The 15,937-nt window shown below is 60.0% G+C and carries 11 protein-coding genes; 8 read left to right on the forward strand and 3 right to left on the reverse strand.

All coding sequences use genetic code 11. From position 1 onward, the window contains the following. Positions 1-217 (reverse strand): hypothetical protein (locus HBN79_RS23895; RefSeq protein ID WP_222931195.1); only part of this gene is annotated, 217 nt, incomplete at its 3' end. Between HBN79_RS23895 and recC the strand changes: the two genes are divergently transcribed. The 6 genes from recC (at position 216) to HBN79_RS19005 (ending at position 11,972) form a co-directional block, all read left to right on the forward strand. After that, a complete protein-coding gene (gene recC, locus HBN79_RS18980; RefSeq protein WP_169917030.1) occupies positions 216-3,665 on the forward strand; it encodes an exodeoxyribonuclease V subunit gamma in 3,450 nt (1,149 codons plus the stop codon). The two genes, HBN79_RS23895 and recC, sit on opposite strands and share 2 nt — an antisense overlap. Next, complete coding sequence (gene recB, locus HBN79_RS18985) at positions 3,665-7,354, forward strand: exodeoxyribonuclease V subunit beta (RefSeq protein WP_169917031.1); 3,690 nt, start codon at positions 3,665-3,667, stop codon at positions 7,352-7,354. The genes recC and recB overlap by 1 nt, the downstream gene beginning before the upstream one ends. After that, positions 7,351-9,435 (forward strand): exodeoxyribonuclease V subunit alpha, encoded by a 2,085-nt coding sequence (gene recD / locus HBN79_RS18990; protein ID WP_095018712.1) that lies wholly within the window; start codon positions 7,351-7,353, stop codon positions 9,433-9,435. The genes recB and recD overlap by 4 nt, the downstream gene beginning before the upstream one ends. Before the next feature lie 182 nt (positions 9,436-9,617). Beyond that, on the forward strand, positions 9,618-10,193 hold the full coding sequence (locus tag HBN79_RS18995; RefSeq protein WP_095002461.1) for a YfiR family protein: 576 nt from the start codon (positions 9,618-9,620) through the stop codon (positions 10,191-10,193). Next, positions 10,190-11,461, forward strand: a complete 1,272-nt coding sequence (locus HBN79_RS19000) for a diguanylate cyclase (RefSeq protein ID WP_095002462.1) — start codon at positions 10,190-10,192, stop codon at positions 11,459-11,461. Before HBN79_RS18995 ends, HBN79_RS19000 begins: the two co-directional genes overlap by 4 nt. Positions 11,462-11,468: 7 nt before the next feature. Continuing rightward, a complete protein-coding gene (locus tag HBN79_RS19005) occupies positions 11,469-11,972 on the forward strand; it encodes an OmpA family protein (RefSeq protein WP_095002463.1) in 504 nt (167 codons plus the stop codon). A gap of 58 nt (positions 11,973-12,030) precedes the next feature. Here the strand turns inward: HBN79_RS19005 and HBN79_RS19010 are convergent, their stop codons facing one another. Then, positions 12,031-12,978 carry a LysR family transcriptional regulator gene (locus HBN79_RS19010; protein ID WP_095002464.1) on the reverse strand — a complete coding sequence of 316 codons (948 nt, stop codon included), beginning with the start codon at positions 12,976-12,978 and terminating at the stop codon, positions 12,031-12,033. Between the two features lie 114 nt (positions 12,979-13,092). Here HBN79_RS19010 and HBN79_RS19015 point away from each other — a divergent pair, with 114 nt between their 5' ends. After that, positions 13,093-14,607, forward strand: a complete 1,515-nt coding sequence (locus tag HBN79_RS19015) for a CoA-acylating methylmalonate-semialdehyde dehydrogenase (RefSeq protein WP_095002465.1) — start codon at positions 13,093-13,095, stop codon at positions 14,605-14,607. An 11-nt stretch (positions 14,608-14,618) separates the two neighbouring features. Further along, positions 14,619-15,506 (forward strand): 3-hydroxyisobutyrate dehydrogenase, encoded by an 888-nt coding sequence (gene mmsB, locus HBN79_RS19020; protein ID WP_095002466.1) that lies wholly within the window; start codon positions 14,619-14,621, stop codon positions 15,504-15,506. Between the two features lie 60 nt (positions 15,507-15,566). On the opposite strand, the gene HBN79_RS19025 is transcribed toward mmsB, so the two are convergent. Continuing rightward, positions 15,567-15,911 (reverse strand): cupin domain-containing protein, encoded by a 345-nt coding sequence (locus tag HBN79_RS19025; protein WP_016783536.1) that lies wholly within the window; start codon positions 15,909-15,911, stop codon positions 15,567-15,569. Positions 15,912-15,937 lie beyond the last annotated feature (26 nt).

Genomic DNA, 15,937 nt, shown 5'->3' on the forward strand with positions numbered 1-15,937 from the left:
AACTCAGTAGTGAAACGATGCATCGCCGATGGTAGTGTGGGGTTTCCCCATGTGAGAGTAGGTCATCGTCAAGATTAAATTCCAAACCCCCTGTCTGCTCACGCAGACAGGGGGTTTGTTTTTGTGGGCAGAAAAACAGCCGCAGCTTCAAGCCTCCATTGCCGAGCAATGTTAAGGTTCGCCTTTGGATTTCGCTTTCTCCTAAGGATGCCGTCATGTCGGTTGCTACGCCTCTCAATGCGGGTTTTATGGTGGTTCATGGCAACCGCCTCGATGAGTTACGCAGCCTGGTTGTCAGCTGGATGCGCCTTTACCCGCTGGCTCCTCTGGAGAACGAAATTGCTCTGGTGCAGAGTAACGGCATCGCCCAATGGTTAAAGCTGGCTCTTGCCGAAGATGCCCGCGACGACGACCTCGGCGGCTGCGGTATTGCTGCAGCCGTGGACGTGCAGTTGCCCGGCAGTTTTTTGTGGCAGCTCTATCGGCTGGTACTGGGCAGTGAAGAAATCCCCGCCAAGTCATTGCTCGATAAAGCCCCGCTGACCTGGCGTCTGATGCGCCTGCTGCCTGCCCTTATCGATCAGCCGCACTTCGAACCCCTGCAGCGCTTCCTGACTCACGACACCGATCTGCGCAAGCGCTATCAGCTGTCTGAGCGTCTTGCCGACCTGTTCGACCAATATCAGGTGTATCGCGCCGACTGGCTGGAGGACTGGGCCGCAGGTCGCCATCAATTGCGTAACGCCCGGGGCGAAAGCCCGGCCCTGAGCCCGGCTAACTGCTGGCAGGCCGAGTTGTGGCGTGCGCTTCTGCTCGATGTAGGTGAAGAGGGCATGTCACAGAGCCGTGCCGGCGTTCATCAGCGTTTTATGGACAAGATCAACAGCCTCGAGCAAGCCCCGCCCGGCTTGCCCGCGCGGGTGATCGTTTTTGGCATCTCGTCACTGCCTGCTCAGGCACTTGAAGCCCTGGCCGGGCTCGCCCGCTTCAGCCAGGTATTGTTGTGTGTGCACAACCCTTGCCGCCATCATTGGTCTGACATCGTTGCCGATAAAGATCTGCTGCGTCATCAGTACAAACGTCAGGCCCGCAAAAGCGGAATGCCTACTGCCCTTGATCTGGATACCTTGCACCAGCACGCCCACCCCTTACTCGCAGCATGGGGTAAACAAGGCCGTGACTATATCAACCTGCTCGACAGCTACGACGAGCCCAACAGTTATCGCGCAGCTTTTCGCGATGGCCGTATCGACCTGTTCAGCGAAGTTGAACCGCTTAACCTGCTCAACCAGTTGCAGGACGATATTCTTGAGCTGCGCCCGCTCAACGAAACCCGGGAGCTATGGCCCGCCATCGATCTGGCACAGGATCGCTCAATACGCTTCCATGTTGCGCATAGTGCGCAACGTGAAGTCGAGATCCTGCACGACCAGTTGCTCGCACGTTTCAGCGAGAACCCTCAGTTGCAGCCACGTGATGTGATTGTGATGGTGCCGGATGTGGACAGTTACGCGCCGCATATCCGTGCTGTTTTTGGGCAAATCGAACGTGATGATCGGCGCTTTATTCCCTACACCCTGGCCGACCAGGGGCAGCGTGGTCGTGATCCATTGCTGATCGCTCTCGAACACCTGCTTAAATTGCCTGACAGCCGTTTCCCCGTCAGTGAAATCCTGGATTTGCTCGACGTGCCATCACTGCGCGCCCGCTTCAAGTTGCAAGAGCGCGACTTGCCAACCTTGCATCGCTGGATTGAAGGCGCTGGCATTCGCTGGGGGTTGAATGCGCAGCAGCGTGCCGGTCTTGGTTTGCCCGAGCAACTGGAGCAAAACAGTTGGCGTTTTGGTTTGCGCCGCATGTTGCTCGGATATGCCGTAGGCAGTGGTGAGGCCTGCGACGGTATTGAGCCCTACGATGAGATCGGGGGGCTGGATGCCGTACTGATCGGCCCGCTGGTAGCTTTGCTCGATGCGTTGGAAATCGCTCATCAGGAGCTCTCGCAACCGGCATTGCCGCAGCTCTGGGGCGAGCGCCTGCAGGCTTTGGTGCAGCTGTTTTTCCAGGCCGAAACAGAGCACGACGACTACCTGTTGGCCCAGCTTGAAGAGCTGCGCGAAACCTGGCTCGAAACCTGTGAACTGGTTGGTCTGCAGGATGAGTTACCGCTGACCGTAGTACGCGAGGCCTGGCTTACCGGGCTTGACCAGGGCAAGTTGTCACAACGTTTCCTGGCCGGGGCGGTCAACTTCTGCACCCTGATGCCGATGCGGGCCATCCCCTTCAAGCTGGTATGCCTGCTGGGCATGAACGACGGCGACTACCCGCGAGCCCAGCCGCCGCTGGACTTCGATCTGATGGGCAGCGATTACCGCCCGGGCGATCGTTCGCGCCGCGAAGATGACCGTTACCTGCTTCTTGAAGCGCTGCTTTCGGCTCGTGATCAGCTTTATATCAGCTGGGTAGGGCGCAGTATTCGCGACAACAGCGAGCGTCCGGCCTGTGTCCTGATTGGCCAGCTGCGTGACCACCTTGCCAGTGGTTGGCATCTGCAAGGGGGCGGCGACCTGCTTGAGGCCATGACCCAAGAGCACCCACTGCAACCCTTTAGCACTCGTTACTTTCATGAAGGCAACCCTAACCTGTTCAGCTATGCGCGTGAATGGCAGCGCTTGCATGCGCCACAACTGGAGCCCGTTGGCCCCGGCACGCTTGGCGCGCATATCCAGGAAGAACCACTGAACCTGACGCAGTTACAGGATTTTTTGCGAAACCCAGTGCGCCACTTCTTTAGTCAGCGCCTGAAAGTATTCTTTGAGGCAGCGGAAGTACCTTTGGCCGATGAAGAACCTTTCGTACTCGACGCATTGCAGCGCTACACCTTGAGCGACAGCCTGCTTGAAGCTGCACTGGCGCAGCCGGATCAACTGGAAAGCGCCTTGCATACCCGTGCCCAGCGCCTGCAAGGCAGCGGTTTGCTGCCCATGGCCGGGTTTGGAGAGTGCCTGCAACACGAACTAATCGAGCCATTACCAGATGTACTACAGCGCTATCAGCAACTGCTGGCTCTTTGGCCTACACCGCTAAACAGCGCGTTGCCTGTCAGTTTTGAGGATCAAGGTCTGACGCTGGAAGGCTGGCTCGGCAATCTGCACCAGCGTAGCGACAAGGGCTTACTGTCTGTAACCACTATTCCTAATAGCATTGGTGCGATCAAAACCCGGAAATGGCACCGTTTGACCCGGCCATGGGTGAACCATCTGGCAGCCTGCGCCTGTGGCCTGCAGATGACGACCGCCCTGGTGGCCAGTGATGACACCTTGCTGCTCGAACCTCTGGACACCAAGCAGGCCCGGGAGATTCTTGGCAACTTGCTCACTGCCTGGAAAGTCGGGATGAGCCACCCGCTGCCTGTCGCGGTAAAAACTGCTTTTGCCTGGCTGGCCCAGACAGATCCGGCCAAGGCCGATGCGGCGGCGCAAAAAGCCTATGAGGGTGATGGCCAAACCAGTGACGGCGAGCGCCGTGAAAGCGCCGCCCTGGCCCGGCAGTTTCCTGACTATGCGGCCTTGATGGCTGGCGACGAATTCGAAGAGTGGTGCGATGCCCTCTATCGACCCCTTTTTGATGCGCCCTGGCGCTCATTAAACAGCGAGGCATCCCGCTAATGAGCGAGCAAACATTACCGCTGGCCCTGGCATTTCCCCTGCGCGGTAGCCAATTGATCGAGGCCAGTGCAGGCACCGGTAAAACCTTCACGATCTCGGCACTCTACCTGCGCCTGATTTTGGGGCATGGCGGCGTAGAATCGGGTTTTGGCCGTGAGCTATTACCACCGCAAATTCTCGTGGTGACCTTTACTGATGCTGCCACCAAAGAACTGCGCGACCGCATCCGTACCCGCCTGGCAGAAGCCGCACGCTATTTTCGTGGCGAGATCGACGCGCCGGATGCCTTGGTCGAAGAACTGCGTGACCAGTTTGCTCCCGAACAGTGGGCTGCTTGCGCCGGGCGTCTGGATATCGCCGCCCAATGGATGGACGAGGCTGCGGTCTCGACCATTCACGGTTGGTGCCAGCGCATGTTGCGCGAGCACGCTTTCGATAGCGGCAGCCTGTTTACCCAGACCCTGGAAACCGATCACAGCGACTTGCTGGGCGAAGTGCTGCGCGATTACTGGCGGCTGTTTTGCTACCCCATGCACGGCGACGCGCTGAACTGGGTGCGTGCCAACTGGAGCGGCCCCGCCGCCTTGATGCCGCGCGTGCGAGCGTTGTTTGGTAGCTCGCGCCAGCCAGCCAATGCTGAACAAACGCCTGCACAAATGATCGAAGCCTGCTTGCTGGAGCGCCGCCAGGCATTGGTGCAGCTTAAAGCCCCCTGGTTGCAATGGGCTCAAGAGCTGCGTGAGATCTGCCTGCAGGGCGTGGCCAGCAAAACGGTCGACGGTCGTAAAATGCAGGCCCGTTATTTTGAACCCTGGTTTGAAAAGCTCAGCGCCTGGGCGGCTGACGAAGATCAGGAACAGCTTGATCTGGGTACCGGCTTCACGCGTCTGACTCCCGACGGTATGGCCGAAGCCTGGAAAGGCGTTGCCCCGCAGCATCCGGGCCTGGATGCCATGCCCGGCCTCAAGGCCGCGCTCGATGCCTTGCCGAGCCCGGACGCCGCCGTGCTGCAGCATGCGGCGCACTGGGTGAGTGTGCGTTTTGAAGAAGAAAAACGCCGCCGTGCCGAAATGGGTTTCGACGATATGCTACTGCGCCTGGACTCGGCATTGCAGGCCGATGGCGGTGATCGCCTGGCGACCCTGATTCGTGAACAGTTCCCCGTGGCGCTGATCGATGAGTTCCAGGACACCGACCCCGTGCAGTACCGTATCTTCGAGACCATCTACCGGATTGAAGACAATTGCCCAGACACCGGGCTGTTTTTGATTGGCGACCCGAAACAGGCTATCTATGCCTTTCGCGGGGCGGATATCTACACCTACTTGCGCGCACGTCAGGCGACTGCAGGGCGCTTGCACACGCTGGATACCAACTTCCGCTCCAGTCACGCCATGGTCAAGGCCGTCAATCATGTCTTTGAGCGGGCCGAGCTACGCGATAGCGGACGTGGGGCATTTTTGTTCCGCGAGGGTTCAGAAAACCCCGTGCCCTTTGTTTCGGTTAAATCCCAAGGGCGTAAGGAAGTCCTGCAGCTTGATGGCCAGCCTGTCAGCGCCCTGACGCTCTGGCAATTGCCCTCCGAGCAACCGCTGTCGGGTGCTGTGTATCGTCAGTATCTGGCGGCCGCCTGTGCCAGCCAGATTGTCGAGCTGCTTAATGGTGGCCAGCAAGGGCGCTGCGGTTTTATCAAGGACGGCGAAGCACTGCGTGGCGTATTACCTGCCGACATCGCGATTCTCGTGCGTGACGGTAAGGAAGCTCAGGCCGTGCGGAGAGAATTATCGAGCCGTGGTGTGCGAAGCGTTTACCTGTCGGATAAGGATTCGGTGTACGCCGCGCAGGAAGCACATGATGTGCTGGCCTGGCTCAAGGCCTGCGCCGAGCCTGACGTCGAGCGCCCACTGCGTGCCGCATTGGCCTGTATCACCCTGGACTTGCCGCTGGTTGAGCTGGAGCGTCTGAACCAGGACGAACTGGCCTGGGAAAGACGTGTTATGCAGTTCCGCGGTTACCGCGAAACCTGGCGCAAGCAAGGGGTACTCGCCATGTTGCGTCGTCTGCTGCATGACTTTGAACTGCCCCAGGCCCTGATTGCCCGCCCCGATGGCGAGCGCGTTCTGACCAACGTCTTGCACTTGTCCGAATTGTTGCAGCAAGCCGCAGCCGAGCTGGACGGTGAGCAGGCGCTTATCCGTCATCTGGCCGAGCACCTGGCCTTGTCCGGCCAGGCGGGTGAAGAGCAGATCCTGCGCCTGGAAAGTGACGAGCAACTGGTCAAGGTGGTGACTATCCACAAGTCCAAGGGGCTGGAGTACCCGTTGGTGTTTTTGCCGTTTATCTGCTCAGCAAAACCGGTGGATGGCAGTCGTCTGCCGCTGCACTTCCACGATGCTGCGGGCAACGCCCAGGTCAGTTTGAAACCGACGCCAGAGCTGATTGCCCAGGCCGATGACGAGCGTCTGGCCGAAGACCTGCGCTTGCTGTATGTAGCCCTGACCCGTGCCCGGCATGCGTGTTGGCTGGGGGTTGCCGACCTCAAGCGCGGCAATAGCAAACGCTCGGTCTTGCACCTCTGCGCCCTGGGTTATTTGCTGGGTGGTGGTGCCATGCTGGCCGAGTCGGCGGGCTTGCAGAGCTGGTTGGCCGAGGTGCAGCAAGGTTGCGACGCCTTGCAGTGCGAACCCGTTCCAGCTGCTGACGCGGCGCATTTTTATCCACCGCTCAACCAGGCAACCTTGCTTGAGCCGCTGATCCCGGGCCGCCGCGCCGCTGAAAACTGGTGGATCGCTTCCTATAGCGCACTGCGCATTGGTGACAGCCTCAGCCCGGCCGAAGCACCTGAAAGTGCCTTGGCGCAAAAGCTCTCGGATGATGAGCGCCTCGACCCTGAGGCACCGCGTGAAGTGTTGCTCAGTGGGGGTGATATTCACCGCTTCCCCCGTGGGCCAAATCCCGGGACTTTTCTCCATGGCCTGCTTGAGTGGGCGGGCAGCGAAGGCTTCAAGGCCGACCCCGAAGCGATCAAGGACGCTGTAGCACGGCGCTGCAACCGGCGTGGCTGGCAAGGCTGGATCGAAACCTTGAGTGACTGGCTGCAGCATCTGCAAGATGAACCGCTGCGTCTGAATAATGGTCAGCCCGCTGTGGTCTTGAGTGAGTTGAGCCAGTACCAGATTGAAATGGAATTCTGGTTTGCCAGCCACAAGGTCGATGTTGTGCAGATGGACACACTGGTGCGTCAGCATACCCACGGTGGCGCCGCGCGGGCGGGGGCCGAGCCGAGCCTGCTCAACGGCATGTTCAAGGGCTTTATCGATCTGACCTTCGAGCACCAGGGGCGTTATTACGTGGCGGACTACAAATCCAACTGGCTGGGTACCGATGATTCGGCCTACACCGAGCAGGCGATGACCGCCTCCATTCTGGACAACCGCTACGACCTGCAATATGTCCTGTATTTGTTGGCTTTGCATCGTCAGCTCAAGGCTCGATTGCCCGGCTATGACTACGACCAGCATATGGGCGGCGCACTGTATCTGTTTTTGCGTGGTACCCGCGCCCAGGGACAGGGCGTGTTTTTCACCCGCCCGCCCAGACTATTGATCGAAAGCCTGGACCTGATGTTCCAGGGCAAACCGCTGCCGAAAACAGCTGAACCGGCGTGGGAACAGGGAGTGTTGTTATGAGTCGTTCGTTTGCCGAACTGTTGCCTACGCCATTGACGGCCGAAAGCCTGGCCCTGCTTCAACCGCTGGGCCGGGCCGAGGATTTGCTGTTGTTACTTGAACGCTGGGTCGAGCGCGGCTGGTTGCGCGCTCTGGATAAGGCCTTCGTCGCGTTCCTGCATGAGCGCGATCCGCAGGGCGACCCCCTGGTGTTGCTGGCGGCGGCCCTGACCAGCCATCAACTGGGCCACGGTCATGTGTGCCTGGATTTGTTTGAAACCCTGAAAGAGCCGGATTTTGCACTCTCTTTACCCCCCGAAGGTGATGTGCAAACCGGCGCCATGCTGCTGCCTTCGCAACTGCTTGAGGCCCTGGACGGCGAGGCCTGGTGCAAGGCCCTGCAAGCCAGCCCGCTGGTTGAACACACGGGCTGGTCGTCTGCGGATGCGGCCAGCCGACCCTTGGTATTGAGTGAGCGGCGTCTGTATTTGCGTCGCTATTGGGCCTATGAACGTCGAATCGACGGTGCCTTGCGCCAACGTCTGGCGATGGCTGAAGCGACACCGGCGGATTTGCCTACGCGCCTTGACGGTTTGTTTGGCAGACCTGCACAGGATGCGCCGATTGACTGGCAAAAACTGGCCTGCGCCCTGGCCACGCGGGGAGCTTTCAGCATTGTCACTGGTGGCCCCGGCACCGGTAAGACCACCACCGTGGTGCGTTTGCTGGCGTTGTTGCAAGCACCGGCGGTAGAGGCGGGCACGCCTTTGCGCATTCGCCTGGCGGCACCGACCGGCAAGGCGGCTGCGCGCCTGACAGAGTCGATCAGCCTGCAAGTCAAATCCCTGGAAGTGGACGACAAGGTCCGGCAAAAAATCCCCAGCGACGTGACCACTGTTCATCGCCTGCTCGGCAGCCGCCCCGGTACGCGGCATTTTCGCCATCATGCGGGCAATCGCCTGCCGCTGGACGTGCTGGTGGTTGATGAGGCGTCGATGATCGATCTGGAAATGATGGCCAATTTGCTCGATGCCCTACCTGCTCATGCGCGGCTGGTGCTGCTGGGTGACAAGGACCAGTTGGCATCGGTTGAAGCCGGTGCCGTGCTGGGTGATTTGTGCCGCGACGCCGAAGCGGGCTGGTATACCCCGCAAACCCGAAACTGGCTGGAGCAGGTTAGCGGCGAAAATCTCAGTGCCAGTGGTTTGCAGCAAGACCTGGACAGTACGCACCCGCTGGCGCAGCAGGTAGTGATGCTGCGCCACTCGCGGCGCTTTGGTGAGGGCAGCGGTATTGGCCAGCTGTCGCGTCTGGTTAACCAGCAACTGCCCCGCGAAGCGCGAGCCTTGCTGGCGGCAGGCAGCCATGCCGACCTCTTTGCGTTGCCCCTGAAGGGTGAGCAGGACCGCGCATTTGAACGTCTGGCGCTGGAAGGGCGGGGGGCAGAGGCTAAAGGCTATCGGCACTACCTGGAGGTTTTGCGCGATCAGCGACCAGACACCGAGAGCGGTCTTGAAGACCCGTGTTGGGCGGTATGGGCGGGTAACGTGCTGCAGGCGTTCGAGGCCTTTCAGGTGCTCTGCGCCGTGCGCAAGGGACCGTGGGGCGTGGAGGGCCTGAATGAGCGTATCACCGGCGCCCTGTTTGCCCGCAAGCTGATTGATGGCGACCGGCATTGGTACGAAGGCCGCCCGGTGCTGATGACCCGCAATGATTACGGACTGGGCCTGATGAACGGCGATATTGGCATCGCCCTCACACTTCCCGAGGGTGATGGTCAGGCCCGGCGTCATGTATTGCGGGTGGCTTTCGCGCGTAACGACGGGCAGGGCGGCATCCGTTTTGTACTGCCAAGCCGGCTCAATGATGTCGAGACGGTCTATGCCATGACCGTACATAAATCCCAGGGCTCGGAGTTTTCCCATACGGCGTTGGTGCTGCCCGAAGCGCTCAACCCGGTGTTGACGAAAGAGCTGATCTATACCGGTATCACCCGGGCCAAGCACTGGTTCAGTCTGATAGAGCCGCGAGCGGGAGTTTTTGAGGAGGCCGTACAGCGCAAGGTCAAGCGCCTGAGCGGGTTGATGCTGGGGCTGGGATAGCCGAAGTCTTGATCCTGATCGGGGTACTTTTTTGTGGGAGCTGGCAAACTTGGGTGATGCCATCGCGAGCAAGCCCGCTCCCACAAGAAATGGCGCGTCCAATGTGACCTGTATCACAGTTAATACGGTTGTCGTGCTATCGTTACGACACTATTCCCATAAAGATCTCAGAGAAATCCCGCATGGATGTGGCTGTCTCATCGACAGAACAGCACTTTGGATGGCGGCTACGGCTGATTTCCTTTTGCCTGTTACTGCTGAGCACTCCTTGTCTGGTTCAGGCTCAAACGCCCATCAACCTGGCGGATCAGCGCGCCAAGGCCGTGACCCAGGTTGTGCTGGGCATCCTCAGTTATGCGCGCTGGCCCACAGAGCCGGCACAACTGCAGTTGTGCGTGATCGGCCCCACCGAATACACCGATGACCTGCTTAAGGGCGCGACCCAGTCTACTGGCCGACCGGTGCAGGTGCGTCGCGTGCTGGCGAGTGACCCCGGCATCGCCAGCAGTTGCAACGCGGTATACCTGGGCAAGCTGAGCGCCGACGAGCGCAGTCGCCTGTTTAGCAGCCTCAACACCAAGGCGGTGCTGAGCATCAGCGAAGACGGTGACCAATGCACCGTGGGCAGCCTGTTTTGCCTGCATGTGCGTGATGAGCAAGTGTCGTTCGAGGTCAACCTCGACTCCGTCGCCCGCAGCGGTGTACGTATTCACCCCAGTGTGTTGCAACTGTCACGCCGTCGGGCGGCGCAGCCATGAGCGGGTTGAATGCGCCGCAACGACGTCGCCGGCTGCGTTCGGTGTTGCGCCGTGGGCATCTTGGCGTGGCACTGGTTGCGGTGACACTGGCCAGCGCCTCCATGACCCTGCTGGGCGTGCTGGCGCTCAAGGTCTATGCCGATCACAACCTGCACCTGATTGCCCGCTCCATCAACTACACCGTGGAAGCGGCCGTGGTGTTTGACGACCCCGGGGCAGCAACCGAGGCCCTGGCCTTGATTGCTTCCACCGAAGCGGTCGCCGAGGCTCAGGTGTATACCGCCGAGGGTGAACTGCTCGCGCAATGGCAGCGTCCGCAAACCGATCTGCTGTCCAGGGTCGAAATGCTGTTGGCCGATGGCTTGCTGCAGCAGCCGATCAGCATGCCGATTTTGCATCAGGGCCAGGAGGTTGGCCGGGTCGTTCTGCGCGGGCATGGCGCCAATATGCTGCGTTTTTTGCTTAGCGGCTTGCTTGGCGTGCTGGTGTGTACCGCGCTCAGTGCCTGGAGTGCGCTGTACCTGTCGCGCCGGCTGCTGGATGGCATTACCGGGCCTTTGCAGCAGCTGGCGCAAGTGGCCCACGCTGCCCGTCGTGAACGTGCGTTCGATCGTCGCGTACCGCCCGCGCATATTGCCGAGCTCGATAGTCTGGGCAACGACTTCAATGCCCTGCTCGACGAGCTGGAGTCATGGCAAAGCCATCTGCAAAACGAAAATGAGGCCCTGGCTCATCAGGCCAGCCACGATTCGCTCACCAACCTGCCTAACCGCGCCTACTTTGAAGCCCGGTTGACGCGCACTCTGCGCTCGCTCAATAAAACGCGGGACAAGGCTGCGGTGCTGTTTCTCGACAGTGACCGCTTCAAGGGTATCAATGATGCCTACGGCCATGCCGCCGGTGATGCGGTGCTGGTAGCGGTAGCAACGCGCATTCGTGCGCAACTGCGTGAAGACGACGTAGTGGCGCGCCTGGGCGGTGACGAATTTGCGATCTTGCTGACTCCGCTGCACAAAATAGAAGATGCCCAGCGCATTGCCGAGAAGATCATTGCCAGCATGCTTGAGGCCATCGAACTGCCGGGGCAGGTGAGCGTCGTGACATCGCTGAGTATCGGCATTGCCGTCTACCCCGAACATGGTGCAAGCGCCCAGGAACTGCTCTGTGCAGCGGACTCGGCGATGTACCAGGCCAAGCGCCTCGCCCGAGGCGGGCAACATGTAGCGGAGTCGGAGCACCCCGCAAACACCGTAAATATCAGGAGCTAACTCAAAAATGCGTGCATTGACCCAGCGTTATCTGCAGTTTTTCAGCGTTGCCTTGTTGTTGGCCACGTTGTCGTTGACCGGTTGCCAGACTCCCCCGCCAAAGGGTCTGACCCCGGCGCAGATTGCGGTCCTCAAGGAACAGGGCTTTGAGTTGACCGAAGAGGGCTGGGCATTTGGTCTTTCGGGCAAAGTGCTGTTTGGCAGCGACCTTGAAGTGCTTAACCCACAGAGCCAGGAAATCGTTGAGCGTATCGGCACGGCCTTGCTGGGTGCCGATATCCAGCGGGTGCGGGTGGATGGTCACACCGACTCTTCGGGCAAGGAGTCCTACAACGAGCAACTGTCGGTACGCCGCGCCAACAGCGTGGTCAAGGCCCTGACCAAAGTTGGCATGCGCCCTGAGAATATCCAGGTCCGTGGGTTGGGTAGTCGCGAGCCGGTAGCCAGCAACAACACCCGGGCCGGGCGTACGGAAAACCGCCGTGTGTCGATTGTGGTGATTGCCGACTGATAAGCCGGGTCCGTAGCAGCAGCCTCGTTCCTTCGGCAGCTGCTACGGGGCGGTGTGGTCAGTCCACAAACCTCATGCCCCGGGTCTCGCCCAGCAACAGCGGCGCATTCAGTTCCGTCACTTCGCGGATGTAATCCCATAGCAGGGTGATGCGTTTCAACTTCCTCAGATCTTCGCGGCAGTACATCCAGAACTGCCGTGTCAGGGTGACCTCGCCCGGCAATACCGGCAGCAAACGCGGGTCCTGGGCGGCCAGAAAGCACGGCAAAATCGCCAGCGAGCGGCCCTGCTGCGCTGCCACGAATTGCGCAATCACGCTGGTGCTGCGCAGGTTGGCGCTGGCGCCAGGCAGCACGTTGGCCAGGTACAGCAGCTCCGAACTGAACGCCAGATCGTCCACATAGCTAATAAAAGTGTGCTCGGCCAAATCCGCCGCCCGGTTGATAGGCGGGTGCTGGTCCAGATACTCCTGGGTGGCATACAGCTGCAAGCGGTAGTCGCATAGCTTGCAGCACACATAGGGCCCGTGTTCCGGACGCTCCAGCGCGATCACGATATCCGCCTCGCGCTTGGACAAGCTGATGAAGTGCGGCAGGGGCAGGATATCCACTGAAATGGCCGGGTAGGCGTCGACAAAATGGCTGAGCTGAGGGGTGATAAAAAAGCTCCCGAACCCCTCCGTGCAACCCATGCGCACATGCCCGGACAACGCCACCCCCGAACCCGACACCTGCTCGCAGGCCATATGCAGGGTACTTTCGATGGCCTCGGCATAGCCCAGCAAGCGCTGGCCCTCGTTGGTCAGGGTGAAGCCGTTGGTGCGTGATTTTTCAAACAGCAGTGTGCCGAGGGCAGCCTCCAGCGAACTGATGCGTCGCGATACGGTGGTGTAGTCCACCGCCAGCCGTTTGGCCGCAGTGCTGGCTTTACGGGTACGGGCCACCTCGAGAAAAAACTTCAGGTCGTCCCAGTTCAATGCGCTTAACGATGTGATGTTTTTTTGCATGTTTGATCGGCTTTTATGTGCGTTCTTATTAGAAGAACGCACACCTATACTCCAAAAACAGTCCTGCGACCAATCTGGACAGCCCTACTTAAAATAATAATGCCGGAGACTTCCATGAACGTTTCTACCACCCCGTACCAAAACGCCCGCCTGCTGATCGATGGCGAATGGGTCGAGTCGCAGACCACCGAGTGGCACGACATCATCAACCCCGCCACTCAGCAAGTGCTGGCCAAAGTACCGTTTGCCACTGCCGCTGAAGTCAACGCCGCCATCGCTGCCGCCCAGCGCGCTTTCCAGACCTGGAAGCTGACGCCCATTGGCGCGCGCATGCGCATCATGCTCAAGCTGCAGGCGCTGATTCGCGAGCACTCCAAGCGCATCGCCACTGTGCTCAGTGCCGAACAGGGTAAAACCATTGCCGACGCCGAGGGCGATATTTTCCGCGGCCTGGAAGTGGTCGAGCATGCTTGCTCCATCGGCACCTTGCAGATGGGTGAATTCGCTGAAAACGTTGCGGGCGGGGTGGATACCTACACCTTGCGCCAACCTATCGGGGTCTGCGCCGGGATCACACCGTTCAATTTCCCTGCCATGATTCCGCTATGGATGTTCCCGATGGCCATCGCCTGCGGTAACACCTTCGTTCTCAAACCGTCCGAACAAGACCCGCTCTCGACCTTGATGCTGGTCGAGCTGGCGCTGGAAGCCGGGGTCCCGCCAGGCGTGCTCAACGTCGTGCATGGCGGCAAGGATGTGGTGGATGCGCTGTGCACCCACACCGATATCAAAGCGGTTTCGTTCGTTGGCTCAACCGCCGTCGGTACCCACGTTTATGACCTGGCGGGCCGTCACGGCAAGCGCGTGCAATCGATGATGGGCGCGAAAAACCACGCCGTGGTGTTGGCCGATGCCAACCGCGAGCAAACCCTCAACGCGCTGGTCGGTGCCGGTTTTGGCGCAGCCGGGCAACGCTGTATGGCTACCTCGGTGGTGGTACTGGTGGGGGCGGCGAAAAAATGGCTGCCGGACCTCAAGGCGCTGGCGCAAAAACTCAAGGTCAACGCCGGCAGCGAGGCGGGTACGGATGTAGGTCCGGTGATCTCCAGGCGTGCTAAAGAGCGGGTACTGGGGTTGATCGAAAGCGGCATCAAAGAAGGCGCAGTGCTGGAACTGGATGGCCGCAACATCAAGGTCCCGGGTTTCGAACAAGGCAACTTTATCGGTCCGACCCTGTTTTCAGGCGTCACCACCGATATGCAAATCTATACCCAGGAAATTTTCGGCCCGGTGCTGGTGGTGATTGAGGTCGATACCCTCGACCAGGCCATTGCACTGGTCAACGCCAACCCGTTTGGCAACGGCACCGGCCTGTTTACCCAAAGCGGCGCTGCAGCGCGCAAGTTCCAGACTGAAATCGATGTGGGCCAGGTCGGTATCAATATCCCGATCCCGGTGCCGGTGCCGTTCTTCAGCTTCACGGGTTCCCGTGGCTCGAAACTCGGCGATCTTGGCCCGTACGGCAAGCAAGTGGTGCAGTTCTATACTCAAACCAAGACCGTCACCAGTCGCTGGTTCGACGATGACAGCGTGAATGATGGCGTCAACACAACCATCAATCTTCGTTGAGGGCACACAGCATGAATATCGCATTTATCGGCCTGGGCAACATGGGCGCACCAATGGCGCGCAACCTGCTCAAGGCCGGGCATTCGCTGAACCTGTTTGATCTGAACCAAAGCATTCTCGCCGAGCTGGCCGCCCTGGGTGGCCATATCAGCACCTCGCCTCGGGAGGCCGCCCAAGGCACCGAACTGGTGATCACCATGCTCCCGGCTGCTGCCCATGTGCGCAGCGTGTGGCTGGGTGAGGACGGCGTGCTGGCTGGCATCGGCGCAGGTGTACCCGCCGTTGATTGCAGCACCATCGACCCGCAGACCGCCCGCGATGTCGCCGCTGCAGCCGCCAAACAGGGCGTGCAGATGGCCGATGCGCCGGTGTCCGGCGGCACCGGTGGCGCGCAGGCGGGCACCCTGACCTTTATGGTCGGCGCTCCCCAGGCGCTGTTCGACACCCTGCACCCTGTACTCGAACAAATGGGCCGCAACATCGTCCATTGCGGGGATGTGGGCACCGGCCAAGTGGCTAAAATCTGCAACAACCTGCTGCTCGGGATCTCCATGGTCGGCGTCAGCGAGGCCATGGCCCTGGGGGCTGCACTGGGTATCGACAGCGAAGTTCTGGCCGGGGTGATCAACAGCTCCACCGGGCGCTGCTGGAGCTCGGAGGTGTACAACCCGTGGCCAGGCATAGTTGAAACCGCCCCTGCGTCACGCGGCTATACCGGTGGATTTGGTGCCGAGCTGATGCTCAAGGATCTGGGGCTGGCCACCGAGGCGGCACGTCAGGCCCACCAGCCTGTGGTGATGGGTGCCGTGGCGCAACAGCTGTATCAGGCCATGAGCCTGCGCGGCGAAGGCGGCAAGGATTTCTCGGCCATCATCAACAGCTATCGCAAACCTCAGTAACTGGTCGCTTTACCGGGAGCCCGCGTCGGGCGGGCTCCCGGGTTTTTTGCGTGGTTTCACTCAGGCAAAAACGAAATACTTGCGCACGGTTTCAACCACTTCCCATGTGCCTTTCATGCCCGGCTCGACCACAAAGATATCCCCGGCCCGCAGATGGATCGGTTCTTTGCCCTCTGGGGTGATGATGCAATAGCCCTCACGGAAATCGCAGTATTCCCACTTCACATATTCCACATACCACTTGCCGGGCGTGCAAATCCACGTGCCCATGATCTTGCTGCCGTCTTCGCTGGTGTAGGCGTTGAGGTTGACGGTATGGGGGTCGCCCTCGAGTTTTTCCCATTTGCAGGCATCGAGCACGGGCAGGGGGTGGGTGTCACGAAGCACGGTGATTGGCGCAGACATAAAACCTCCGGTGATGGGTTATCGAA

Source organism: Pseudomonas sp. WS 5051 (assembly GCF_012985715.1).
GTDB classification, from domain to species: Bacteria; Pseudomonadota; Gammaproteobacteria; order Pseudomonadales; family Pseudomonadaceae; genus Aquipseudomonas; species Aquipseudomonas bubulae.

What these genes read in the sequence shown, in the direction of transcription:
- HBN79_RS19025 (WP_016783536.1), bottom strand. Translation starts at nt 15,911, where the DNA reads ATGTCTGCGCCAATCACCGTGCTTCGTGACACCCACCCCCTGCCCGTG.
- recB (WP_169917031.1), top strand. Translation starts at nt 3,665, where the DNA reads ATGAGCGAGCAAACATTACCGCTGGCCCTGGCATTTCCCCTGCGCGGT.
- mmsB (WP_095002466.1), top strand. Translation starts at nt 14,619, where the DNA reads ATGAATATCGCATTTATCGGCCTGGGCAACATGGGCGCACCAATGGCG.
- HBN79_RS18995 (WP_095002461.1), top strand. Translation starts at nt 9,618, where the DNA reads ATGGATGTGGCTGTCTCATCGACAGAACAGCACTTTGGATGGCGGCTA.
- HBN79_RS19000 (WP_095002462.1), top strand. Translation starts at nt 10,190, where the DNA reads ATGAGCGGGTTGAATGCGCCGCAACGACGTCGCCGGCTGCGTTCGGTG.
- HBN79_RS19010 (WP_095002464.1), bottom strand. Translation starts at nt 12,978, where the DNA reads ATGCAAAAAAACATCACATCGTTAAGCGCATTGAACTGGGACGACCTG.
- HBN79_RS19015 (WP_095002465.1), top strand. Translation starts at nt 13,093, where the DNA reads ATGAACGTTTCTACCACCCCGTACCAAAACGCCCGCCTGCTGATCGAT.
- recD (WP_095018712.1), top strand. Translation starts at nt 7,351, where the DNA reads ATGAGTCGTTCGTTTGCCGAACTGTTGCCTACGCCATTGACGGCCGAA.
- HBN79_RS19005 (WP_095002463.1), top strand. Translation starts at nt 11,469, where the DNA reads ATGCGTGCATTGACCCAGCGTTATCTGCAGTTTTTCAGCGTTGCCTTG.
- recC (WP_169917030.1), top strand. Translation starts at nt 216, where the DNA reads ATGTCGGTTGCTACGCCTCTCAATGCGGGTTTTATGGTGGTTCATGGC.